Source organism: Streptomyces sp. NPDC014861 (assembly GCF_043081625.1).
Classification (GTDB): domain Bacteria; phylum Actinomycetota; class Actinomycetes; order Streptomycetales; family Streptomycetaceae; genus Streptomyces.
The window spans coordinates 114,054-136,973 of sequence record NZ_JBIBWV010000009.1 but is presented as its reverse complement, the minus strand read 5'-3'; the positions used below and the strand labels follow the sequence as shown (position 1 = coordinate 136,973).

The following is a 22,920-nucleotide window of genomic DNA, read 5'->3' as shown; positions in this document are numbered from 1 at the left end:
CGGCCCCGAGACGGATACCGGCTCTGCCCCGGCGTCGTGCGGGCCCGGGGCGGATACCGGCTCTGCCCCGGCGTCCTGTGGACCGGCTGGTGCTGGTGCCGTGCCGCGCGGGTATCTCTCCGTCCGGGCCGGGGAATGGGCCTTCGCCGTGGTCGGCCTGCCGCTCGCGCTGCTCGGCGGAGTGTACGCGGTCGCCGTCGTGTACGCGGGCGCGCTGCTCTCGCTGACCGTGCTCGGCCTGCCGTTCGTGGCCCTCGCGCTGCGGGGCGCACGCGGCTGGGGCACACTCCACCGGTGGTTCCTGGACCGGCTGCTGGACGAGTACGTCCAGGCCCCGGCCAGGGTTGCCCGTACGGGCGGTGTCCTCGCCCGCGGTCGTGCCATGCTGGCCGACCCGGTCGCGTGGCGGACACTCCTCTACCTGGTGCTGCGGTTGCCGCTCGGCGTTCTCGGCTTCGCCGGCGCCGTACTCCTTCCCCTCGGCTGTTGCTGGCTGGCCGGTTTCCCGCTCTGGAAACGCCTGCTGGAGACGGGCCCGCAGCCGGTCAGCTGGCTGGATCCCAGCAGTGTGGCACTCGGCGCGGTGCTCCTGGCCGCGGTGCCTGGTGCCGTCCGGGTGCTGAGCCGGGCAGAGCGCCACCTCGCGCGGCAACTGCTCAGCCCCGCCCGGGCCCAGAGACGCGTCCGGGAACTGGAGGCCGCCCGCGCCGTCCTGCTCATGGAGAACACCGACCGCCTCCGCCGTCTGGAGCGTGATCTCCACGACGGTGCCCAGGCGCGGCTCGTCGCCCTGGCCATCACCCTGTCCCTGGCCGACGACGCCCTCGAACCCGACGCCCCGGACCACGGACGGCTGCGCACCCTGGTGGGCCGGGCCCGCGGCCAGACCGATGAGACGATCACCGAACTGCGCCGACTGACCCAGGGCCTGCACCCGGTGGCCCTGGACCACGGCCTTGCCCACGCCCTGCCGGGCCTCGCCGCCGTCTGCCCCGTCCCGGTCACCATGCGGCTGGACCCGGCACCACGTCCCCACCCCGTGGTCGAACAGGCCCTCTACTTCTGCGCCGCCGAGCTGCTGGCCAACATTGCCAAGCACAGCGGTGCCCGCTCGGCCGAGCTTACGGCGGCCACCACCGGCGGACGCGTGCGCCTGACCGTGCGGGACGACGGCTGCGGCGGCGCGACGCCCGGTACCGGGGACAGAGCGGGCGGCGGCACCGGCCTGGCGGGGCTGGCCGAGCGGCTCGCCGCGGTCGACGGCTCCCTGCGGATCGACAGCCCGCCCGGCGGGCCCACCACGATCACTGCCGAACTGCCCACGCACCCGTGACGTCCCGGATCACCGCGCCATCTCGGACAGATAGGCCAGGACCGCCTTGACCCGCCGGTTCTCGCTCCCCGTCGAGGGCAGGTCGAACTTGGTGAAGACCGCGGCCACGTGCTTCTCCACCGCCCGCTCGGACACGACGAGCAGGGCGGCCACGGAACGGTTCGAGTGGCCCTGCGCCATGAGCTCCAGCACCTCGCGCTCACGCGGCGTCAACGCATCCACCCGGCCGCGCTGCCCACCACGCATCAACTGGGTGACCACCTCCGGATCGAGGGCGGTACCCCCACCGGCGACCCGGTGCAATGCGTCCACGAACTCCGAGGTGCGGGCGACGCGTTCCTTCAGCAGGTAACCGATGCCCGCCGCACCCTCCGCGAGCAGCCTGGACGCCCAGGCGTGCTCGACGTGCTGGGAAAAGACCAGGATGCCGGTCCCAGGAGTCCGCGCACGGATCTCAAGGGCGGCACAGATGCCCTCATCGGTATGGGTGGGCGGCATACGGACATCCACTACGGCCACGTCCGGCCGGTGCACGGCCACGGCGTCCAACAGCTCGGGACCGGTCCCGGCCGTGGCCACCACCTCGCACCCGCGAGCCCCGAGCAACTCGACCATGCCCTCACGCAGAATGACCGAGTCCTCGGCCAGTACCACACGCAACTCTTTGTCGATCACCACCCCAGTATCCGCCGGTCCAGCACCGGTGCTGGACCCGTGAGGCTTTGTGAACCCCCATCACCGGCCGGTGAACAGCAACTGCCACGCGTCTTCCCCCGGTGCCCCTCGCACTCGGACTCGCGCTCGCTGAGGCCACCCAGGTCTACGTGTGCTGGGCAGGCTCCGTCGTACCCGCGCACCTGGTCGACGCTGAGGAACGGCGACAGGCACCAGCACCTCATCGAACGCGGTCGCCGCGTCGTCCCGTGCCGCCGCCTCGCTGGAGGTCTGCTCGCGGCCTGACTCTTCCTCCGACTCCTTCACCGGCGGCGCTTCCGAGGGTTCGTCCTCGGACGGCACAGTCGGTTCGGTGATCTGGCCGGGGCCCGCCCGGGCGGGCAGCTCGGTGTAGAGGCCGCTTCCTCTTCGAGTCGCCGTCCTCGTCGAAAGCGGTCTTCCCGCCGACAGTTGCAGCTTTGGGGACCTTCTCCGCCGAGGCCTCCGGGCGGGCTTTGGGGCGGTGGCAGGGGGTTTGCCCGGCGGGTGTCCGGACTGGTGCGCCTGCACCGTGGCCTGGAGCCGCTCCTGGAGCAGCTGAAGTTCGTAGCTCAGGAACGAGGGGGGAGGGATCCTGCGGAATCGCATGACGCTGTTCGGGTTCCCGAGGGTTGGCGTGGGGCCTTCCGCGCACAAGACTGGACCTTCCAGGCCGTGGCGGGCGAGAAGGGCGGGGACATGGGCGCGGGCGAGGTGCCGGACGGTTTCGGGGAGCAGCTGGGAACGACTGCGTTCCTGTCCGCGTGGGCTGGTTTCGTGGCGGGCTGTCTCACCGCGTTCGCGAGTCTGCTGACCACCGGCAAGGACCTTCCCTGGGGTCTCATCTGGGCGGTGGGTCTGGCCGTGACGGCCGTCTCCAGTGTGCTCATCTGGCGCAAGCTGGAAAGCGGCCAGACACACGGCAACGGCTCGGACTCAGGAGCCGACTACGGGACCGGCCCCATCGATTCGGACTGACCGGCCCCTGACTCCTCCTGCACTAACACACCCAAACCCTGCCTGTTCGACCCGTAAGTCCGAGTCCCCCACCCCAGGCACTTCACTGCCGTCCTCGACCTGCCCAGGGCCGGCAGCCCCGGCGGGCCTGGATTGTTTGTCCTCGATCCATCGGAGGGGACGCGATCTGAACGGACGTCTGACCCGCTCCGGTCGCGGGCTCCTCAGCGTCCAGAATGCGATCGGCAGCGCCCGTGCACTGCCGCAGGACGTCGTCCATGGTCGTCATCACAGCACCGTCCGTGGAGACCTACAGCGTCCACCGATGGATCAGGACGCGTTCGGCCCGTTCTCGGCGGTGAGCACAGCGCCCAACGGCATCCGGTACGCGACTTCCAGGCGCACGTCCCCGCACTGCGTGATGCTCGGAGCGACATGGGTCCTGGGGTGAACGGAGGGCGAACGGCCCTCGGAAGTGAGAAGCATGGCCGCGATCGGGCGTTCCTTCGCATGCCTGCCGGTGTCTGCGATCTACTGTTACGAGGGCCGGTTGTCGGTCAACGCGGCGACCAGCTTGGCGAATTCGGCGCGCTGTCGGGTGGTCAGTGCGGCGTAGAGCGGCGCCTGCAGTTCGTCCGTGAGCCGCTCGGCGCGCTGCCGACGGGGGATCAGGGCCGCGGCGGCCGGACCCGGCTCGCGCCAGCCGTAGAGCGTCGCCTGCTCGACGCCGAGGTTGACGACCATCGCCTGCCGGGCGCTCAGCCCGGACAGGCGTACCGCCGCGAGATGGCAGGCGCCACGGTGTTCGCGCAGGACGTGGATGCGCTGCATCGCCGCTCCGACCGGGTCGTCGCCGGGCACGGGCTGCGCGCGCCAGCCGGCGAACAGGGGCAGCCCTTCGGCGTCGGCGGCGTCGATCAGCTGCTGCGCCAGGCGGTTGAAGTGCTCCACGTCTGCGTCCGCGGGAATGTGGGCGCGCCCCCACATCCGGACGGCCCCCGCGTAACAGGCGGCAGCCTCCTCGGCCGGCATGACGGGCCGGCCGTCCCGCCAGCCGGTGGCGACGAGTTCAGGGCCGAGGAATCCCTGCACCGCCTGGACCACCGAGGCCGGCGCCTCGCCGAGCACCCCGAACCGGCCGCGGCAGTAGAAGCCGCGCCCCGGGGAGAATCCGGCACGCAGGCCGATGGCGGCGGTCGCCTCGTCGGACATGAACTCGTCACCGAAGTCGTGGACCGGTCTGGCCACGGCGGCGATGCAGTCGAAGATCTCCATACGCAGAAGGTCGCTCACCCTGACTCAGCAGGTCAAGAGGATGATTTCTGATGGAACCCTTTAGCTAAGCTATCTAGTCATGCTGGATATCCGACGTCTGCACATGCTCAGGACCGTCGCTGCCCGTGGCTCCATCACCGCGGCCGCCCAGTCGCTGGCGCTCTCCGCCGGTGCCGTGTCCCAGCAACTGGCCGCGCTGAGACACGACGTCGGGGTTGACCTCCTGCGTCCTGACGGGCGCACCGTGGCCCTCACGGAGGCGGGCCGCGTTCTCCTCGAACACGCCGATCGGATCCTCGCCGCCATGGAGGAGGCCGAATGCGCCGTCGCGGCGATCAAGGGCACGGTCGGCGCCACCGCCACGCTCGCCGCGCTGCCGTCGACCGTCGCCAGGATCGTGGCCCCCGCGCTCACCGCGCTGGGCACGGACCATCCGCAGCTGGCCGTGACCTGTCTCGTCACCGACCAGGCACAACTCCGCGAACTCGCACTCGGCACCGTCGACATGGTGCTGGGGCAGCACTACCACCACATGCCCGAGACCACGCCCAAGAGCATCGCGGTCTCGCCGCTCCTCGACGACCCGCTGCTCGTCGTCACCGCCGCCGACGGAGCTGCCGACGGAGCCGTGGGCAGATCCGACGGACGGCCTGTCGGCCTGCGCGAACTGGCCACGGACCACCTCGTCGTGCCACCGCCGACCACGGACTGCGGACAGGCCATCCTGCAAGCCTGCCGACGGGCTGGCTTCACCCCCACGGCGCGTTACGTCACCGCTGACATCGCCGCCCAGCTCACCCTCGCCCGGTCCGGACTCGCCACCGCGCTCGTCCCCCGGACGGCCATCGACCCGGCCACGCCGGGAATCCGCGCGGTCCTCATCGAGGACAACCCGATCCAGCGCCTCCTGTACGCCGCGACCCGCCACACCGAAACGACCAACCCGACGACCGCAGCCGTCATCGCGGCGCTCCGCACAGCAGCGCGACAGGACCTCACCACGCACCTTCCGCCGGCCTGAGGCCCTGATCACCGGTGATGACCTTGACGAGGCAGCTCGGGGCCTGGCGGACATGGCAGTCCTGGCCGAGGAGGCACTCTCGCTCCGTCTGGCGGTGGCGTGGCTCTCGGGCGGACTCGCCCACGCGTGAGGAGAGACCGGGGCTCGCGACCTGTGCACGGCCTTCGGCTCCCGGTCGTTCCACATGCGCTACCGCCAGGACCTCACGGAGCGGCCCCCTCCACCTCAGTTCGCCGGCTCCGAAATCCGGATCTCCGAGCTGACCAACCGCGAATGCGACATTGCCCGGCTCATCGGCCGTGGACTCACCAACCGGGAGGTCGCCACGAGTTTGTTCATGGGCATAAGTGGCCCGGCGGAAGAACGACGGTCGCCGTCGGATGAAGGCATCCCGCGACCCCGAAGTGCCTTTCGTCGCGACCCACGGGGGACAGGACGGGACGGGACGGGGCGGGGCGGCCGGAGCGGGTACGACCCCTGCGCCGATCGCAGGGGGCGTACCCGTCGTGGCGCGTCAGGCTCGGCTCATCGCGGAGCCGCGGCAGGCGGCTCGCGGGGCGTCAGCTCCAGATCTGGTCGCCGGCCCAGACGCACTCCTCCTGTACGGCGGGAGCCGTGTTGGTCGTGCTGTCGCCCTGGATCCCGAGACACTTGCGGCTGTTGTAGTTGCGCAGGTTGAAACCCTCGATGGGCCTGCCGTTCTCCGTCATCCCCACACCCACGGGGTGCCAGTACTGGTCGAGATAGGGCGCCGGTGAACCGCACGGATACTGGGTGACCGGTGCGTTGTTGTCCTTGCGGGCCGCGTCCACGGACAGGCACTGCCGGCTCTCGAAGTTCCGGATGGTGTACCAGTAGGCCCCGTTGGCGGTGGAGAACTCATAGGTCAGCTGCCAGAAGTGGTCGTCCCAGTCGCCGCAGGTGAACTGGTTCACCTGGACCGCAGGGGCATGGCTGCCGGCGGGTACCGCGAGACACAGGCCCGACCGGCCGTTCTGGACGTGGGTGAACGCACCCACACCGGTAGGTGACGGGATCTCGATGGCGTGGGCGGGAGAGATTCCTAGGGTCAGTAGTGTGCCGAGCGAGAGCGCGGCCGCCAGGCCGCTCAGCTTCGTTCTTTTCACGACATCCCCTCTACGGAGCGCACCCTTGAAGAATCGGATCGATTCCCGAAAGTGCCCGGACGGTCAGGACGGGCCGCCGGCCCTCGTTGAGCAAGGGGCCGGCGGGACGTCGGATCCCAGCTTTCGGGCCCGGACGGTTGTTGCGCTGCCCCTCACCGTCGATGAATCAATTCCCTGCCTTGGGCGCCTGCCTCCTTCTCGCTTCCCGGCGGCAGGGCCCCGGCGATGTCGGTAGCGGACGTCCGCCGGGGTGCGCGGCAAAGGGAGGGGGCCGACTGGCCGTTGGCCTCGCTCAGCGGTGCCTTTGCCGCGGCAAGAGGGCCCTCCGCTCTCCCCTGGTTCGCGGTGAAGGCATGACGAAGGCCCGGACCCCTCAAGGGTGGGACACCACCATGCGGCGGGGCGTACCGTACGGGGAGCACCTATCCACGGAGGGACGACCATGCGGCTGATCTACGAGGAGCACGAGAAGGCCCCGGTCCTGGCCCAGGCCGACGAGGCCGCGCGTGCCGGAGAACAGCTGCTCGCCGACTCGCTGCGCGGCATGGCCGAGAACGGCCTGGACCTGGCCCGGGACTGGGAGAGCCTGCGGATCGACCTGTATGCCCGGCACGGCATCGACGTGACCGAGGACGGCGGGGATGCCCGTGTCGCCTAAGCACGGCGGCCGGCGCGCACGCGTGGTCTTCACCCCCGAGTGCGATCCTTACCTGGAGAAGCTGACCCCCGCGGAACTCGTCCGCCTGGACCGGACTCTGGTCGCCATCTCCGTCGACCCGACCATCGGCTTCGAACGGCCGGCCACCCACGGCCAACTGCCGCTGCGCGAATACAGCGAGGGCAGAACCCGCACCATCTACCACGTCAGTGTCCTCGGGACCGTAGTCGTGGTCGCCTATTTCGAGGTCTGACCCGCCCCCAGCGCCGCGCCTCCGGTCCGACGGGAGACGACGCTCGCGCTCTGCGCAAGTGGTCGGAACGGCCGGATCGGCCAACCGGCGGTGACGCGGGTGCCCGTGGACCGGTCCTTCACCGGGGTACACATCGGGCGCCCGTATCGGGGCCGGCACCCACTCGTGTCGCCTCGGAAGCACTCGAGTCCGAGCTGTGGATTCCGCCGGAGCCGGCCGACGCGAGCCGTCCCTTGGTCTACCGCTGTCAGGGCGCGGCGAAGAACCTCGACGCCCCCGCGCGCCGATCCTCGTTCCGGACCGGCCGGCACCCGCTGTCCGTCCGTGGCAGGCGGGGTCGCGTACCGGGGTCGGAGGCGGTATGCGGCGCGAGCTGCTGGGGCGTGGGTGGGAAGCCCCTGCACCCGGCGTGGACGAGGCGGAGCCGGTTCCAGCTCCCCTCGACCTCGAAGGCCCGCCCCGGCGGTCGGGACCGAACCGCCCCAGGAAGGAGGCCCCTACCGCAGTGGGCGGGGCCCTCCTTCGTCGTCGCCGGTCCCGTCAGGCCATGACCTGATGGGTGGACCGCCAGGCGACCTCCCCGGACAGGCCGCTGACCTCCAGCGCTCCCTCCTCCGTGAGCCGGAGTCGGTTGCCGTGGCCGTCGGTGCCCAGACTCCACACCCTCTGCCCGTCGGCGTCGTCGATGGTGAGGTCGCCGTCCATCTGCATGACGCACATGCCGGGTGCGCGGCGCTGTGTCCCCGACGACCACCGCGGAGTGCGTTCGCCGTCCTGGTACAGGACAAGGTTCCCGTCGGTCTCGTAGACGAGCCGGTACCGGCCGTCCCCCGAGCCGATGGAGTCGCCGCCGCGCAGGGTGTCCCCGGGACACATGCGGTCACCCTGGGCCGTGGGGTTCTCGGTGTCGTAGACGTAGCCCAGGCGGTGGTGGTCGAGCACCGCGCTGACTCGCACGCCCGACCACGGCGGCATCAGGTCGCCGACGTTCTGTCCCGGCGGGCCGCCGCTCTGCGGGAGGTACGTCTGGTCCGGGTGCTGCCGCTGCCACTGGGCCCAGAGCCGGTCGACGTTGGCGTGATGCAGCCAGAAGACGGGGTCGTTGGGCGAGCTGGCGAGATCCATGTTGCCGCCGATCCACCGATGGACCATGTTGTGGATGTTCGGCGTGATCACGCCTTCCATAGACTTGCGGAAGCTCTGGCTCACCCCCTCCCAGGGCTCGCTGTCGTACGGCGTCATGGCGAGGCACGTGGACACGTCGGTCGCGGTGGGCAGGTGAGGGGCCCCGGCACCGAACTGCCGCCTGAGGTACGAAGGGATCTCCCGGCTGGGATCGACGCAGTTCCACCCGTTGGCTATGGCGAACGGGCCGCTCATCACCCGATCGTCCTCCTCCCTGCCGTTGCCGCCCATGAAGGATTCGGACCAGGGATTGTCGCTGCCCGTCCAGTCCCAGTACGGAAGGGCGAGCTGCGTGCCGGACGAGGTGGGCAGCGCCACCTCGAAGAGCCGGGTGAACTCCCGGTGCCAGGGCAGGAAGGTGGGGACGTGGTGGTAGGCGTCCGCGCCGGTCACGTGAGATTTGACGAAGTCGTCGTAGGAGCCCCGGGACTTCACCTGCCAGATCGCCGCGACGAGCTGTTTCTTCTCTTCCTCGGACAGCAGGGCCTGATTTCTGCGGACAAGCTGAGCCATGGCGCGCCTCGATCGATTAGGCCGGATGGGTGAACGCCCCTTCCTAAACGTCGGATCGCAGCGAGCTCGGCGCCACCCGGAGTAGGCCATATGGGTGAACCTGCCCCGAGACCGCTACCGACGGTCCGGCGACAGGGGGACGGCTCCGGAGCGTGCCCACCGCCGACGGAAGAACTGGCTGAGGGAAAGTCAGACGGCTGAAGGGCGTGCTTGTATCTCGCGGCGGATCCGGGTCTGTTCCCCGCAGGTGAGACCGCCCCGGATCCCGTGCTGAGGCCCGGCACTCAACGCCCAGGCGCGACAGTGACCCAAAGGGAGTGCTGCCGGCCAGTTGGTTCGTGATTCCATGCTGCTCCTCGGCCGACCGCGTTGTGTCACCTTCGTCCTGGAACGAGGGAGTGAGAGATGCGCCGGCCGGGTCTGCGGACGGGGCTGTCGCGCCGCCGTTTCAGGCAGGCCCTCCAACTCCCATGCAGGCTGAGCCTCTCCGGACACAGTGGACGCGCCATCTCTCCCGCCCGGCAGGCAAGCGATGCCTGTCTCCAGAGATCGCCGAGCAGGGTCCTTCGGCTCGCCGTAGGATGAGTGACATCACCAAGCGTCCGCCGGCTCCCCGACGCATCGGTTCGGCTCGCTCGGAAGCCGGCCTGGTCATCGACCCGCTTCGGGACCGGTGGCCGCGTACGCGTTCCGTACAGGCTTCCTGAGTGACTCACCGACGATGTGAATCATCGTCAGACCCACACCCCATGGCCCACGAAGCCACGGCACTACGTCGAAGAAGTTGCCATCCGCGAGAGTGGGGGTGGTGCGTCCCTCCAGATGGAGATGAGGGCCGCTACTCGTACACGTCGATCCGACGTAGCCGATGAGACCACCGATTGCCACGCGCTCTCCCGCCCCGACGGTCTTGCCCGAGAGTTGGGCATAGAGCGTGTACGTTCCGTCGTCGTGTCGGATCTGAACGTTGGTTCCGTACGCGGACGAAGCGCCGCTCTCGACGACAGTGCCGGCGGTTACGGCCGTGACAGGTGTTCCGGCCGGGGCGGCGAAGTCGGTTCCGGTTTGGTAGCCGAGGGTGTATGCGGCCGACGCGGCGGGGGCAGTGCCCGAGACGGGTGGCGTGCTCTCTGGTCCGGAGGCTGCGCGGGGTTTCTGGATCCGCAGTATCTGGCCCGGCTCGACGACGTCGGAAGTCCTCCCCGATGACCTGGCGATTGGCTTCTTTGGGTGCAGGCGGCTCTATGCCTGCCGTGACCCGGCCTGGGCGTGCATGCGTGCGGCGTAGTCCCTCACGCGGGGGTCGCGGCGCCATCGCTGGAGGTCGGCGGTGACGGCGTGGAGGTAGGTGTGGGCGCGGGCGGACTTCACGGTGCTGAGGATGGTGAGGGCGTGGTCGGCTGCGGTGAGGCCGCGGTCGAGGTCGCCGGTGTGGAGGTGACTGCCGGCGAGAGTTTGGCGAAGGCCAGGACGCGGGGTGCTGCGTGGCCTCGGCCGCGTTCGTAGGCGCCTTCGGCCATGTCGGCGGCCTGTTCGGGGAAGCCCCGGAGCATGGTTGGCGCTGGGCCCACGTCGTGGTTGCCGGCGTCGAAAGCGGCCCAGCCGACGACGCGGGCGAGTTCGGCGGTGGCGGCGAACAGTTCGCGGCCCACCGTCTCGGTGTAGGTGCCGCGGAGCATCGGGGCAGCCTGGGTCTGGACGCAGAGGGTGACCGAGCTGTTCTGCCAGTGACCGCCGCCGGGTCGGGCGGCCCGCACGCGGGCCTCTTCCGACGCGGCCCACAGCCCCTCCAGGTCCGCGCGTCCCACCCGGCCCGCGTCGGAGCCGACGGGCGAGGCGGGCGGGGTGGCGGCGGTGGCGGGCTTCGCGAGCCAGCGGGTGACGGGCGTGGTGAAGGCGCCGAGCGCGAAGCCTGCGGCGAGGAATCGTCTGCGGCCGTCCACGGGAGTCCTCCAGTACGTTGACGCGACGCGTACGGCGTCAGCGGGGTCGCGCGGGGAATACCACCCCATCGTCGGTGCCGGTGCCGGAGCTGACGTCCAAGGCCGACGATCGGCGGCGGCCCCGCGCCAGGGTCCTTCCGCCAGGCGGCGAGGACGCGGTTGTGCGGAGTGTCGAGGACGAACGGGCCGGGCTGCCGGTCGACGGGACCGCGCCGAGCGGCGGGAGCTCGAAGGGCGCTCGTGCTCCATGCGCAAAAGGATGTTTGCGGGGGATGCGGAAGCAGCAGGCTTGACCACGGGAGGCGCTCGAGCGGGGAGGGTGCAGGGGGATGAATCGTACGGATGGCGGGGACGAGGGTACGCGGCTGCCTTCGACGATCGGGCCCTACAAGGTGATCAAGAAGTTGGGTGCCGGGGGGATGGGGGAGGCATTCCTGGCGAGTTCCGAGCAAGACGGCCTGGTGGTCGTCAAGCGGATCCGGGCGGACCTGGCCGCGGACCCGGTCTATCGGGCCCGGTTCCGCCGGGAAGTCCAGGCCGCGCGTGCCGTGAGCGGCGATTGCACGCCTGCCGTGGTGGGCGCTGCCCCGGAGGCCGCGCACCCGTGGCTGGCGACGGTATACCTGGAGGGTACGGACCTTAAGGCGCTTGTGTCCGACGGTACGGGACCCTTGGAGGAGCTGGCCCTGCGTGATCTCGCAGGCGCGCTCGCCATGGCGCTCGTCTCCCTGCACCGAGTCGGCCTGATACACCGTGATCTGAAGCCCTCCAATGTCCTGATGACCGACGTCGGCCCCCGTGTCATCGACTTCGGGATCGCCAAGCCCTTGGGAAACGACTTCACCGTGCTCACCAAGTCGGCCCAGGCGATGGGTACCCCCGCGTACATGTCGCCCGAACAGGCGAAGGGGCTCGAGGTGACGCCGGCGAGCGACGTGTTCTCCCTGGGTGCCATCCTCGTCTACGCAGCGACCGGGCATCTCGCCTTCCCCGGCGAGGGCGCCACCGCGATGCTGGCGGTGGCCTACGAGACTCCGGACATGGACGGCGTCCCGGACGGTCTTCGTGCCCTCATCGAGGCGTGCCTGGACAAAACCCCTGAGAATCGGCCGTCCCCTGAAGGCATTCTGAGCCTGCTCTCGGCAACGGGGGAGTTCACCCAGACTCGTCGGCACCATCCACGAGTGGGGCCCGCTTACGGCCTCCTGACCCTACTGCTGACCTGCTATTTCTGCGGCTTCCTCGTGTTCGCCTGCCTCCGCCACGGGTTGCCTCTGCTGATCCCGCCGGCTCTGGCCGTCGGCATGATCCCGCCGGTGTGGGTGATGGAGAGGTTGCACCGTCTGCGGAGGATCACTGTGCAGGCCACGGTGAACGATTGGGGCGTGAAGATGCGGTACGGGTTCGTTCGGATCGCGTACCCGTGGGAGGAACTCAGCCGGGTGGCACTGGTCAGGCCCGTAGCCGCTCGCGTACCGACCGACGGCTCCTGGTCGCTCGTCGCGACCATGCGGCCCGGCTATCCAGGGATCCAGCCCAAGCCGCTGCGACTGCGCCCTGGAAACCGCGTGGGGCTGAACTTGGAGTTGACGCCGGGGGAAGCGGCCGTACTCGCGGCCTTGTTGACTCGACAACGCGCGAACACGCGGCAGGTCGAAGACGGCGCCGTACCGGAAATATCCGGCTGAACCGAGGGGGGAGTACCGGTGCGGCAGGGTGAACAGGCACCGTGCACGACACGGCGGAAGTGGTCCAACGCCGGTGGCTGGGCTGCGCCGCCCGGACCAGCACCCGCCTCACCCGCGCCCGATCTCCCCGATCGTCCGCGACAGAGGGGGAGGGTGGCCTCGCCGTCGGGATGGGCCATTCAGACGGAGTGGCTGCTGTCCGGGTTCCGCTGGTAGCGGTGCTCGATGCAGGGCAGTCGCAAGACGGTGCCGCCGTCGGGCGTCTTGTCGGCGTAGAGGATCAGGCCGGTGTCCGCGATCGTGGTGACGCGAGCGGTGACTTGACCGGGTCGGGCGCCGCCGGCCAGGTGGCCCGGGGGTTACCAGGGGCTGCTGCTGCTCGTCGATGTCACGCCGCCGGAAGTTCCGCGGGAAGTGCCTGCGGAGGCGCCCCCGGAAGTCGTGGGCGGGGTGCCGAGGGCGGGACCACCTGAGACGGACCCGGTGCGTACCGAGACGGGGTCGGCAGCTGTCCTGCGGACCGGGGTGCTCGCCGTCGACTGGGTCGCCGACCGGGTCGGTGCCTCCCTGCCCGCCTCGGTCGGCTGCTCGTCCACCTCGCCGAGCCGCTCCAGGCGCAGCACCAGATTGCGCTCCTGCCGGACGCGCCCCGGCCAGTCCACGTCCTTGCTGGTGATCGTCTGCGTACGGACGCCGTCCACCGTCTCCCAACGAGTCCTGACCGCGCGGACGTTGGGCCGCCACCGGCCTTCGTACAGGTGCTCCACCTCCAGGTGCCAGCTCGGCGCGTCCACGTGCCGGACCGTCCCCACCTCGCCGGGGATCTCGATCCGCGCTCCGCGCGCACCGGACACGGTGACCACCGCGCGCTGCGGCCAGTCGGCGTCCAGGCCGATGACGGTGATCCGGCAGGGGCCCTCGTACCAGGCCATGGGTGCTCTCCAGTGTGCTCGGGGACGGGTGTGAGGAGGGAGGACGGGGGAGGGGTGGTGTCAGAGGTGGGGGAAGTTCCCTGCGACGAGCGTCGCGAGTTCGTGGAACGCGTCCCGGGTCCGGCCCCGCATCGCCTCCGGGTCCACCTCGCCGCCCCGGGCCAGCCGGGAGTCGTACGGGACGGTCACGACGGCCCGGCACCGCTGCCGGAGTCGGGCCACGCCCTCGTCCGCCAGGGCCGACCGCCCCGAGGGCGACCGCACGCCGGAGATGACGGTCACGGCCTCCCGCGCCTTCTCCTCGTGGGCGAAGGCGGCCAGTCGGTCGAAGAGCAGATGGGCGCCGCTCATCCCGTCCTCGCCCGGTGTGGCCGCGACGACCAGCTGGTCCGACACGTCCAGGACCGCGCCCAGGACGTCGTGCGGCATGCCGGTCCCGGAATCGGTGATGACCAGCGGGTACTGGCCGGCGAGCGCCTCGACGACCTGCCGGTACTCCTGCTCGCCCAAAGCGCGCGGATCCGCTGGGTGCGGGTCGTGCGCCACGACCTCCAGACCGCTGGGCGTCTGCGAGGTGAAGGCCCGGATGTCCATGTAGGTACGCAGCCGGGGCAGCGCCGCCACCAGGTCGAGCACCGTGGCCCCCGACTGTCGCCGGACACGGCGGCCCAGGGCCCCCGAGTCCGGGCTCGCGTCCACGGCGACCACCCGGTCGGCCCGCTCCCGCGCCAGGACCGCGCCGAGGGCCAGGGCGGTGGTCGTCTTCCCTGCGCCGCCGTTCAGACCGATCACCGCGATCCGATGGCTGCGCAGCAACGGGGCCCGGAGGGCGTCAGCGGCATGGCCCGACCCCCCGCGCCTCCGGATCCGGAGGAGGGGCCGGGACGCGCGCCGCTCCGGCCGCGTCCCCGCCACGGGCTCGGCCGGAACCTCCGGCACCGCAGGGACGGGGATGGGGGCGGGGCCGGCGGGGGGCACGATCTGCTCCGCCTCCAGCGACTGCTCCCGTAGGGGCTCCCCCTGCGGCTCCTGAGGGGGCTCCGGGGTCTTTGCCGCCGGTACGGGCTCCGCCGACAGGAGATCTCCCGGTACGGGATCCCCCGGTACAGGCTCCGCTGCGGCGGGCTTCGCCGGTACGGGCTCTGCCGGTAGGAGCTCCCGCGATACGGACTCTCCCGGTACGGGCTCCGCTGCGGCGGGCTCTGCCGGTACGGGCTCCGCCGTGGCGGGCGCGGCAGTCGGTGCGGACTCCGGCTCCGGTGACGGCTCCGCCCCCAGGGTCGGTTCCGCCGGCGGGGCTTCGGTCCGCCTCGCGCGCCAGTGCCCGGGGCTGTAGTCCGGCGCGTCCGCCCAGTGGTCGGGCGCGTCCATGTCGTTCCTGGCTACGACGGTGGCCACCTCGGCCCCCTCTCGTCGGTCGCTCGGAAGAACGGCCCGCCGGGCCCGGCCGGTTCAGACGGGGCGGAGCGGACGGCCCGCCTGGGCGAGGCCGTGCCGCTCGAGGACGGAACGCAGCGCCCGCACCGCGTAGAAGTTGCGGGACTTGACGGTGCCGGGCGGGACGCCGAGCACGGCCGCCGCGTCCGCCGTGGAACGGTCGTTGAGGTGGAGTTCCACCAGCACCTCCCGTTGGTGGTCGGGAAGTTCGGCGAGCGCGTCGCCGACGGCGTGCGCGATCACGATCTCCTCGTAGGGGTCGTCGGGGCCCGCACGGTCCTCCGGTGTCTCGTCGCCCAGCTCCTTCACCCGGGCGGACTGCGCCCGGAAGTGGTCGATGGCGATCCGGCGGGCGACGGTGAACAGCCAGGGCCGACCGTGCTCGGGACCCCGGACGAGCGCCTGGGGGTTCTGCCAGGCGCGCAGGAAAGTCTCCTGGAGCATGTCCTCGGCCCTGCCCCGGTCCCCGCTGGTGAGGCGGAGCAGTGCGCGCAACAGGGCGGAGGCGTGCAGGCGGTGGAGTTCCGCCAGCGTGTCGCGGTCCATGGTGGGGCGGGGCCGCGCCTCCGGGGGGACGGCGCCGTCGGCCCCGTCTTCGTGGGTCGTCACCACGGTCGTTCCTCCCTGCCGCGCGTCGGCGACTCGGTCGTGGCGGACGGCGGCGCCGGTCTGCCGACGGCTCCGAGCACGCCGGACTGGTGGGAACGACCTTGGCAATCTTGACTAATGCTTGACTAATGCTCAGGAGTGATCGAGAGCCGTCCGGTAACGCCCCCCTAATGTCCCGACGGCCTCACGAAGGCGGGAGCGGCTCCGGGCCGCTGCCCCTCACGGACGCCGGGGCTCGATAGCCGCCAGGCCGCCACCCCCGCCGGCGGCCCCGTGGCAGCACGGCGGCCGCCCCCGCCACCCCTGCCAGCACCGCCAGACAACCGGCCGCCACCCATCCGGCGGAACCGGCGGCGGAGGGACCTGGGGCGGCCGGCATCACCGCTCCGGGGGCGGTCGCCCGGGCCGCCGCGCCGCCCCGCTCCTCGGGGAGCACGGCGGTGACGGCGGCGATCGGGTCGACCGAGCCGTACCCCCGGGTCCGGTCCCGCATCGGCCGGCCCGGCTCCGTGGTGGTGGCGCGGAGCCGGTGGACCAGGGCCTCGGCGCTCAACTCCGGTCGGCGGTCCAGGACGAGGGCGGCCGTCCCGGCCACCAGCGCGGCCGCGTAGCTCGGCCCGGAGGCCGTGAAACTGCCCCGGCCGCCCGGCCCGGGGCCCATCACGGCCTCGCCCGGTGCCGTGAGGTCCACCCGGCCCTCGGGGGCCTGTCCCGACGCCTTCCCGCCGGGCCCGGTCGCCGCCACCGCCACCACCTCCGGATGGGCCGCGGGATACGCGGGGCCCTTCGCCCCGTCCGGGGCGGCCGGAGCGATCACGACCGCGCCCTCGGCGACCGCGTACCGCACGGCGCTCCGCAGCGCCGGACTGTCCGTGCCCGCCACCGCCACCACGGCGATCACCCGGGCACCGCCGCCGACGGCCGCCCGGATGCCCTGGGCGAGAAGCGCGGGGGTGGTGTTCCCCCGTCGGTCGGTGACCGGCACGTCGAGGATCCGCGCCTCGGGCGCGATCCCCGCGAACCCGGCGCCCGGGGTGCGGGGCGCCGCGATCAGACCGGCCGTGAAGGTGCCGTGCCCGACGCAGTCCGCGGCCGGGCCGCCGCCGGCGAAGAGGCGCGGCGTCCGCCGCAGCCGGTCGCCCAGCAGCCCGGCGGTGTCGTCCACTCCCGAGCCCACCACGGCCACCGTCACCCCGGCGCCGTCGGACAGCGGCCAGACCATGTCCGGACGCAGCAGCGCCTGGGGCCAGGGGAGCCCGACGACCTTCCGCTCCGACGCCTTGCGGCAGGAGTCGTCGGAGAGCCGCTGCGTGACGGCGGGCAGCGAGGCGGGATCGGCGCCGACCGCGCCAGGTACCGCCTCTCCGCCGACCGTGCCGACCGCGCCGGGCACCGCCTCTGTGCCGACCGTGCCGACCGTGCCGAGCACCGCCTCGGGGCGCGCCGTGCCGGACACCGCCTCTGCGCCGACAGCACCGGACACCACTGCGGCGCCGACCGCGCCGGGCACCGCCCCTGCGCTCACCGCCCCAGGCACCGCCCCTGCGCTCACCGCCCCGGGCACCGCCCCGGCGCCGATCCCGCCGTCCGGGCCCGGCACGGCCACCGCGCTCCCCGGCAGCAGGGCCACGGTCCCGGACAGCAGGACCGTCGACAGGACCGCCGCCCCGCTCGACGTGCCCCGCCTCACGCGACACCGTCCGGCACCCGGTCCCCGGGCACGTCCTGGGGCAGCAGCAGGCTCAGTTCGGCCACGTCGTCGACGTCGAGCCGGCTGAGCCGTCCCGCCTGCCGGGTGATCATCGTCTCCAGGACCTGGCGGGCGAAGCGGCCGTTGCCGAAGTTCCGGTCGCGCGGTACCGCCGCGAACAGCTCGCCCAGCGTCGCCAGCGTCTCCGGCGGGCACACGTACCCCGCCTTGTCGGACAACGCCTCCACGATCCGTACCAATTCCTCGTCGGTGTAGTGCTCGAAGACGACAGACCGGGAGAAGCGGGACGCCAGGCCCGGGTTGGAGTCCAGGAAGCCCCGCATCTCGTCGGCGTACCCGGCGACGATGACCACGACCTCGTCGCGGTGGTCCTCCATCAGCTTCATGAGGGTGTCCACCGCCTCCTGCCCGAAGTCGTTGCCCGTGCCGCCGCGCGGCGTCAGGGTGTACGCCTCGTCGATGAACAGCACGCCGCCGCGCGCCCGGTCGAAGGCGTCCTTCGTCAGCTGCGCGGTGTGGCCCACGAACCGGCCCACCAGATCCGCCCGCGCCGTCTCCACCAGCTGACCGCCCGGCAGCACGCCCAGCTCGGCGAGCAGCTGCCCGTACAGCCGTGCCACCGTCGTCTTTCCGGTGCCCGGCGGGCCCGAGAAGACCACGTGATGGCTGATCGTGGCCGTCGGGAGCCCGGCCTCCTTGCGCCGGTCGACCTGCTTGATCAGATGGACCAGATCCTCGACCTGCTGCTTGGCGGCGGGCAGACCGATCATCGCCCGCAGCTCGTCGAGGAGCTCCGTCCTGCGCTCCGCCGGCGCGCCGGACGCCGCGACCGCCCGGGCCGCCTCCGCCCCCACGTCCTCGGGCGTGAGCAGCGCCAGATCGTCGTTGCCGATCTCGGACTGCGCGGCCAGCCGGGACGCCTGCCGGTCCACCATCTCCTCGAACACCTTGCGCGCAGCCCGGCCGTTGCCGAAGTCGGCGCCCTTCGCCATGGTCTCGAAGTGCAGTGTCAGCGCCTCGCGGGTGCCGTCGGCGAGCCGGTAGCCGTGCGAGGCGGCGGACATCGCCACGATCGTGGTCAGCTCGTCGTCCGCGTAGTTCTCGAATTCCACCGTGCGGCTGAACCGGGACGCCAGGCCCGGGTTGGAGTCCAGGAAGCCCCGCATCTCCTCCGAGTACCCGGCGACGATGACCACGACCTCGTCGCGGTGGTCCTCCATCAGCTTCACCAGCGTGTCGATGGCCTCCCGGCCGAAGTCCGGCCCGCTGCCACCCGTCCCCTGCGACAGCGTGTACGCCTCGTCGATGAACAGCACGCCCCCCAGCGCCTGCTGGAAGACCTCCGTCGTCTTGATCGCCGTCCCGCCGATGATCGACGCCACCAGGTCCGCGCGCGCCACCTCCACCAGATGGCCCGACGGCAGGACGTCCAGCTCGGCGAGGATCGAACCGTACAGCCGGGCCACCGTCGTCTTGCCGGTGCCGGGCGGCCCGGCGAAGATCAGGTGGCGGCTCATCGGCAGCGCGGGCATCCCCGCCAGCTCCCGTCGCCGGGCCAGCTTGTTGAGGTTGACCAGGGTGGCGACCTGCTCCTTCACCCCGTCCAGGCCCACCAGCGCGTCCAGTGCCTCCAGCGGCCCGTCCCCCCTGCGCGACGACGCGGCGGGTGCCGTCGCCCGGCCGCCCTCGCGGGCGGAACCGTCCGGAGCGCCCTCGCGCGCCTCCGCCCCGCGAGGCCCGTCGGCCGTCGGCGCCGACCCGCCGGCCCCGGCCGCCGACTCCCCGTACGAGTCCGGCAGCTCGTTCTCCGTGCTCGTCAGGTTCTCCACCGCGAGCCGCGTCGACGGTTCGAGCTGACGCAGCCCCGAGCCGCCGTTCCCGGAGACCGTGCAGTCGTGCACGCGTACCGCCTCCGTGGAGTCCACCCGGATGCCGTCCCCGGTGTTGTCCACCGCCTCGCAGCGGTTCAGCACGGCCCGGCCGCCCGCCGCGACCCGGAATCCGTACCGACGGCAGGACCGCGCCCGGGTCCGGGCCGCGGTCAGCTCGCCGCCCTCCTCGACCAGCACCCCTTCCTGCGGGGCGTCGGCGATCTCGCAGTCCCGCAGCGTCGCCACCCCGCCCCCGCCGACCGACACGCCGGCCGCACCGGTGTCCCGGACCGTGGTGGTGCCGACGTACGCGTCGCCGCCGTCGGCGATCCGCACACCCGCCTGCCCGGTGGCCGAGATCTCCGAACCCTCCAGCCGGCCCCGGCCGCCCCGGGTCACCTCCACCCCCGCCCCGGCCACGTCCGACACGTCGAGACGCCGCAGCATCGGGTTCGCGCCCTCCAGCACGCGCACCCCCGCCGCCGCGCCGCCGCGCACCGTGAGCCGGTCGAAATCCGGGGCGCTGTCGCCGGTCAGCTGGACCCCGGCGTCCTTCGCGTCCCGCACCGCGCACCGCTTGAACGAAGGGCCCGAGGACTCCTCCACCCAGATGCCGGTGCCCTCGGCCGCGGTGACCTCGCACTCCTCGAACGTGCCCCGCGAACGCCCCGTCACATGGACACCGTTGCCCTTGGTCCGAGAGACCCGGCAGCGGCTCAGCACCGGATCGGTGCCCTCGGCGAGCGCGATGCCGTGCACCTTCGTCGCGGACACCGAGCAGTCCTCCAGCACCACCCGCTCCTTGGAGCTGATGTACACGCCGAGCAGGCAGTCCCGCACCGAGGTCCGCACCACCCGGGTGGCGCTGTTCTGCTCCAGCGCGATCGCCGGCTTGTCGGTGGCCGAGATCTCGCAGTCCTCGATCAGCCCCCGGCCCTCGCCGTTCACGCACACCCCGTTGCCCCGGGCGTCGCGCAGCACGCAGTTGCGGAAGGTCGGATTGGCCCGCTCCCCGATGACCACCGCCGAAGTCCCCAGGTGTTCCACCACGCAACCGTCGATCACACTGGTGCCGGTGGACGTCTCCACGATCCCCGCCCCGCCCGGGTTGGTCACCCGGCACCCCCGCATCGCCAGCGAACCCTGCTGCCGGGTCAGCAGGGCCGTCCAGGCGTTCCCCACCACCTCGCAGTCCTGGAGCGCCGCCTGCCCGCGCGGCACGTCCACGACGGGCAGCTCGTCGTCCAGGCCCTGGAGCAGCAGCCCCGTCAGCTGCACCGCCTCGGCCACCACCTGCACCACCGTCCCCCGGGGCGGCACGATCCGCACAGTCCCGTTCGGGTCCTCGGCGGTGATCGTCACCATCTTCGTGACGACCAGGTTCTCCTCGTACCGGCCCGGACGCACCGAGATCACCGCGCCGCTGCGCGCGGCCTCCAGGGCGGCTCCGATCGTGCGGTACGGCCCGTCCGCGGACGGGCGGTCGTGCTGCGCCTCGGCGCTCACGGTCAGCACATGGCGCGACATGCGTGGATGATCCCTTTCAGGCGGAGGTGCACTGGACACGGGCGGCGTCGCCCGCGTGATGGGCGTAGGTCTTCTGCGAACCGGACCAGTCCAGGCCCCGGTCGTGCAGCTTCACCGTCAGCACGCCGCCGGTGACGCGGACATCGCCCGCGCTCACCCACTGGCCCCGCCGGGACGGCTGGTCGACGTTGAAGGACCGCAGGATCGGATCGCTGCCCGTGGCTCCCGCGTGCACCGTGTAGTACGCCGGCTTGCCGCCGACCGCCTTGATGTCGCCGTTGTTCGGGATGTGCACCGAGACCTGGCAGGTGCCGGAGGTGACGCCGCCGGTGCGGAAGGTCCAGCGCAGCGCGTTCCCGGCGTCCGAGCCCGCCTTTCCGGACATCGGCAGCGAGAGGAAGCTGCCGTCGCAGCCGTCGCCCGTGTGGCCGCCGGAGCCGTACTTCTGCCAGCCCTCCTTGCCGTCCGTGTACCAGCCGCTGTACGTGAAACTCGCGCCGCCGCCGGCGCAGTTCGGCCCCGCCAGGGCCGAGTACCGCTCCTTCGCCGGAGGGGGCGGGGGCGCCTGGGTGGCCGGCTTCCGCGGCGGGGCGGTGGTCTCCCGGGGCGCGGCGGGTGCCGTGGTGGGCGCGGATCCGCCGCCGGCGGAGGTCGGGCGCGGGCTCTGTCCGGCTCCGGGCGCCCGCGAGGAGGCGGGCGCCCGGGAGGAGCCGGGAGCCCCGGCGGAGGCAGGCGCCCGGGAGTCGGTGGGAGCCTCGGAGGAGGTCGGCGCGGGGCCCGCGCCGACCCCCACACCGACCCCGGCGACACTCGTGGCCAGGGGGGCTTTTCCGGCGACCGGGGACGTCTTCCCGGGGGCGCTCGTCGTCCCCGGCGCGAGGCCCTTGCCGGGCAGGACGGAGCCCTTCTCCGGAGCGTCGGCCCGCGGCACGAAGCCGCCGGGGCCGCCGTCGGCCTGGCTGTACCCGGTGGGGCGCGGAGGCAGGGAACCCGGCCCCGAACCGCTGCCGCCGCCGACCTGCGAGAGCAACAGCGGCACGCCCAGCAGGACCACGCCCGAGGTGGCCGCCGCCGCGATCATCGGCTTCGACAGGCGCCGGGTCGGCCGGGACCGGTCCCGCGCCCCCTCCCCGGCCGCTCCCGCGGCCTGCGCGGCGGCTGCGGAGGCGCCTTCCGGAGCGTCCTCAGCTCCGATCGTGCCGCTGCCGGTCGTCCCGGTGCCGGCCTCGGCGTCGTCGCCGGCCACGCCGGTGGCGGGGACGTCCGGGGCTGCGCCTGAGGAGGCGGCGCCGGAGGAGGCGGCCGGGGGCGTGGCCGGGGACTCCGGCTCGTCGCCGGCCTCCGCGACCGGTTCCGGGGCCACGGCTCCCGCGACCGGTTCCGGGGTCACGGTTCCCGCGACCGCCCCGCCGCCGCTCTCGCCGTCCGGCTTCCCACCGGATTCCGCCTCAGGCCTCCGCCCGGGCTCGCCCGCCGGGGCCACGGCCCCCGTGACCGCCCCGCCGCCGCCCTCGCCGTCCCGCTCGCCGCCGGTTCCCGCTTCCGGCTTCCGCCCGGGCTCGCCCCCCGGATCCTCGCCCGCCTGCTGCCAGGCGACCGCGGGCAGGCTGATGGATGCCGCGTCCTGCCCGGCGGCTCTCGCGGCCCGCACCTCGTTGTCGTCCACCGTCATTCCCCTCGGTCGTCGCGAACCCTCCGCGCACGTACGAACGGGCGGGCGCCGCCCCGTGGTTCACCACCCCCGGTCAGCCCAGCGGATGGACCTCGGTCCCCTCCGGCGCCGGGGTCAGGACGAAGGCGGCGGCCCGCTCGACGACGTCCCGCCCGAGGGGGCCGGGCGCCGTGTAGCCGGGGTCGCCCAGGTACGCCAGCAGCTCCGGGTCGGGGGCGAGCGCGTAATGCTCCAGGTAGTACGTGACGGTGTCCGTCCACACCCACCGCCCGTCCGTACGGAAGGTGAGGGGCACCACCGCGACCCGGGAGGCGTCCAGCACGTCGTCCATCAGGACGGGCGTCGCCAGCACGGGCGTCCCGGCCGCCAGCCGCTCCAGGAGCAGCGCGTGCAGCTCGGGGTCCTCGACCACCGGGTGGTCCGTGGCGAAGCCGGGACCCGTCACCGGGTCGGCGTGGTCGAAGACGGAGGCGAGCCGGAACTCAGGCCGGGGCTCGGGGTCGGTCATGGCGGGT

At 72.4% G+C, this 22,920-nt stretch carries 20 protein-coding genes; 6 read left to right on the top strand and 14 right to left on the bottom strand.

Translation table 11 applies throughout. The features are described 5' to 3' along the window. Positions 1-100: 100 nt before the first annotated feature. A complete protein-coding gene (locus tag ACF1BN_RS20615) occupies positions 101-1,333 on the top strand; it encodes a sensor histidine kinase (RefSeq protein ID WP_392333012.1) in 1,233 nt (410 codons plus the stop codon). A gap of 9 nt (positions 1,334-1,342) precedes the next feature. Here ACF1BN_RS20615 and ACF1BN_RS20610 read toward each other — a convergent pair whose 3' ends face one another. Next, positions 1,343-2,008, bottom strand: a complete 666-nt coding sequence (locus ACF1BN_RS20610; protein WP_392333011.1) for a response regulator — start codon at positions 2,006-2,008, stop codon at positions 1,343-1,345. 693 nt (positions 2,009-2,701) lie between these two features. Between ACF1BN_RS20610 and ACF1BN_RS20605 the strand changes: the two genes are divergently transcribed. Next, positions 2,702-3,004, top strand: a complete 303-nt coding sequence (locus tag ACF1BN_RS20605) for a hypothetical protein (RefSeq protein WP_392333010.1) — start codon at positions 2,702-2,704, stop codon at positions 3,002-3,004. 516 nt (positions 3,005-3,520) lie between these two features. On the opposite strand, the gene ACF1BN_RS20600 is transcribed toward ACF1BN_RS20605, so the two are convergent. Further along, positions 3,521-4,258, bottom strand: coding sequence for a hypothetical protein (locus ACF1BN_RS20600; RefSeq protein WP_392333009.1), 738 nt, complete (start codon positions 4,256-4,258; stop codon positions 3,521-3,523). A gap of 79 nt (positions 4,259-4,337) precedes the next feature. On the opposite strand from ACF1BN_RS20600, the gene ACF1BN_RS20595 reads away from it, so the two are divergent. Further along, positions 4,338-5,279, top strand: coding sequence for a LysR substrate-binding domain-containing protein (locus tag ACF1BN_RS20595; RefSeq protein WP_392333008.1), 942 nt, complete (start codon positions 4,338-4,340; stop codon positions 5,277-5,279). Between the two features lie 560 nt (positions 5,280-5,839). Here ACF1BN_RS20595 and ACF1BN_RS20590 read toward each other — a convergent pair. Next, complete coding sequence (locus ACF1BN_RS20590; protein WP_392333007.1) at positions 5,840-6,406, bottom strand: RICIN domain-containing protein; 567 nt, start codon at positions 6,404-6,406, stop codon at positions 5,840-5,842. 442 nt (positions 6,407-6,848) lie between these two features. Here ACF1BN_RS20590 and ACF1BN_RS20585 point away from each other — a divergent pair, with 442 nt between their 5' ends. Together ACF1BN_RS20585 and ACF1BN_RS20580 are read left to right on the top strand one after the other, a co-directional pair. Beyond that, positions 6,849-7,064: a hypothetical protein gene (locus ACF1BN_RS20585; protein WP_392333006.1), complete on the top strand. Its 216-nt coding sequence runs from the start codon at positions 6,849-6,851 to the stop codon at positions 7,062-7,064. Beyond that, complete coding sequence (locus ACF1BN_RS20580) at positions 7,048-7,317, top strand: hypothetical protein (protein ID WP_392333005.1); 270 nt, start codon at positions 7,048-7,050, stop codon at positions 7,315-7,317. Before ACF1BN_RS20585 ends, ACF1BN_RS20580 begins: the two co-directional genes overlap by 17 nt. Positions 7,318-7,857: 540 nt before the next feature. Here the strand turns inward: ACF1BN_RS20580 and ACF1BN_RS20575 are convergent. The 4 genes from ACF1BN_RS20575 to ACF1BN_RS20560 all read right to left on the bottom strand — a co-directional run bounded on the left by ACF1BN_RS20575 (position 7,858) and on the right by ACF1BN_RS20560 (position 10,958). Further along, on the bottom strand, positions 7,858-9,015 hold the full coding sequence (locus ACF1BN_RS20575; protein ID WP_392333004.1) for a tyrosinase family protein: 1,158 nt from the start codon (positions 9,013-9,015) through the stop codon (positions 7,858-7,860). Between the two features lie 651 nt (positions 9,016-9,666). Next, positions 9,667-10,176 (bottom strand): M23 family metallopeptidase, encoded by a 510-nt coding sequence (locus ACF1BN_RS20570; protein WP_392333098.1) that lies wholly within the window; start codon positions 10,174-10,176, stop codon positions 9,667-9,669. A gap of 81 nt (positions 10,177-10,257) precedes the next feature. Next, entirely contained in the window at positions 10,258-10,386 is a 129-nt protein-coding gene (locus ACF1BN_RS20565) for a hypothetical protein (protein WP_392333003.1), read from the bottom strand. Beyond that, complete coding sequence (locus ACF1BN_RS20560) at positions 10,383-10,958, bottom strand: hypothetical protein (RefSeq protein ID WP_392333002.1); 576 nt, start codon at positions 10,956-10,958, stop codon at positions 10,383-10,385. The genes ACF1BN_RS20565 and ACF1BN_RS20560 overlap by 4 nt, the downstream gene beginning before the upstream one ends. A 329-nt stretch (positions 10,959-11,287) precedes the next feature. Between ACF1BN_RS20560 and ACF1BN_RS20555 the strand changes: the two genes are divergently transcribed. Continuing rightward, entirely contained in the window at positions 11,288-12,646 is a 1,359-nt protein-coding gene (locus ACF1BN_RS20555) for a serine/threonine-protein kinase (protein ID WP_392333001.1), read from the top strand. Positions 12,647-13,005: 359 nt separating this feature from the next. Here ACF1BN_RS20555 and ACF1BN_RS20550 read toward each other — a convergent pair whose 3' ends face one another. The 7 genes from ACF1BN_RS20550 to ACF1BN_RS20520 form a co-directional block, all read right to left on the bottom strand. Next, positions 13,006-13,578: a hypothetical protein gene (locus ACF1BN_RS20550; protein ID WP_392333000.1), complete on the bottom strand. Its 573-nt coding sequence runs from the start codon at positions 13,576-13,578 to the stop codon at positions 13,006-13,008. 60 nt (positions 13,579-13,638) lie between these two features. Further along, a complete protein-coding gene (locus ACF1BN_RS20545) occupies positions 13,639-14,370 on the bottom strand; it encodes a MinD/ParA family protein (protein ID WP_392332999.1) in 732 nt (243 codons plus the stop codon). A gap of 660 nt (positions 14,371-15,030) precedes the next feature. Then, on the bottom strand, positions 15,031-15,624 hold the full coding sequence (locus ACF1BN_RS20540; protein WP_392332998.1) for a sigma-70 family RNA polymerase sigma factor: 594 nt from the start codon (positions 15,622-15,624) through the stop codon (positions 15,031-15,033). Positions 15,625-15,808: 184 nt separating this feature from the next. Next, positions 15,809-17,314: a S8 family serine peptidase gene (locus ACF1BN_RS20535; protein WP_392332997.1), complete on the bottom strand. Its 1,506-nt coding sequence runs from the start codon at positions 17,312-17,314 to the stop codon at positions 15,809-15,811. After that, entirely contained in the window at positions 17,311-20,733 is a 3,423-nt protein-coding gene (locus tag ACF1BN_RS20530) for a right-handed parallel beta-helix repeat-containing protein (RefSeq protein WP_392332996.1), read from the bottom strand. Before ACF1BN_RS20530 ends, ACF1BN_RS20535 begins: the two co-directional genes overlap by 4 nt. Before the next feature lie 16 nt (positions 20,734-20,749). Continuing rightward, complete coding sequence (locus ACF1BN_RS20525; RefSeq protein ID WP_392332995.1) at positions 20,750-22,399, bottom strand: hypothetical protein; 1,650 nt, start codon at positions 22,397-22,399, stop codon at positions 20,750-20,752. Between the two features lie 79 nt (positions 22,400-22,478). Then, positions 22,479-22,913 (bottom strand): hypothetical protein, encoded by a 435-nt coding sequence (locus tag ACF1BN_RS20520; RefSeq protein WP_392332994.1) that lies wholly within the window; start codon positions 22,911-22,913, stop codon positions 22,479-22,481. Between the last annotated feature and the right edge of the window lie 7 nt (positions 22,914-22,920).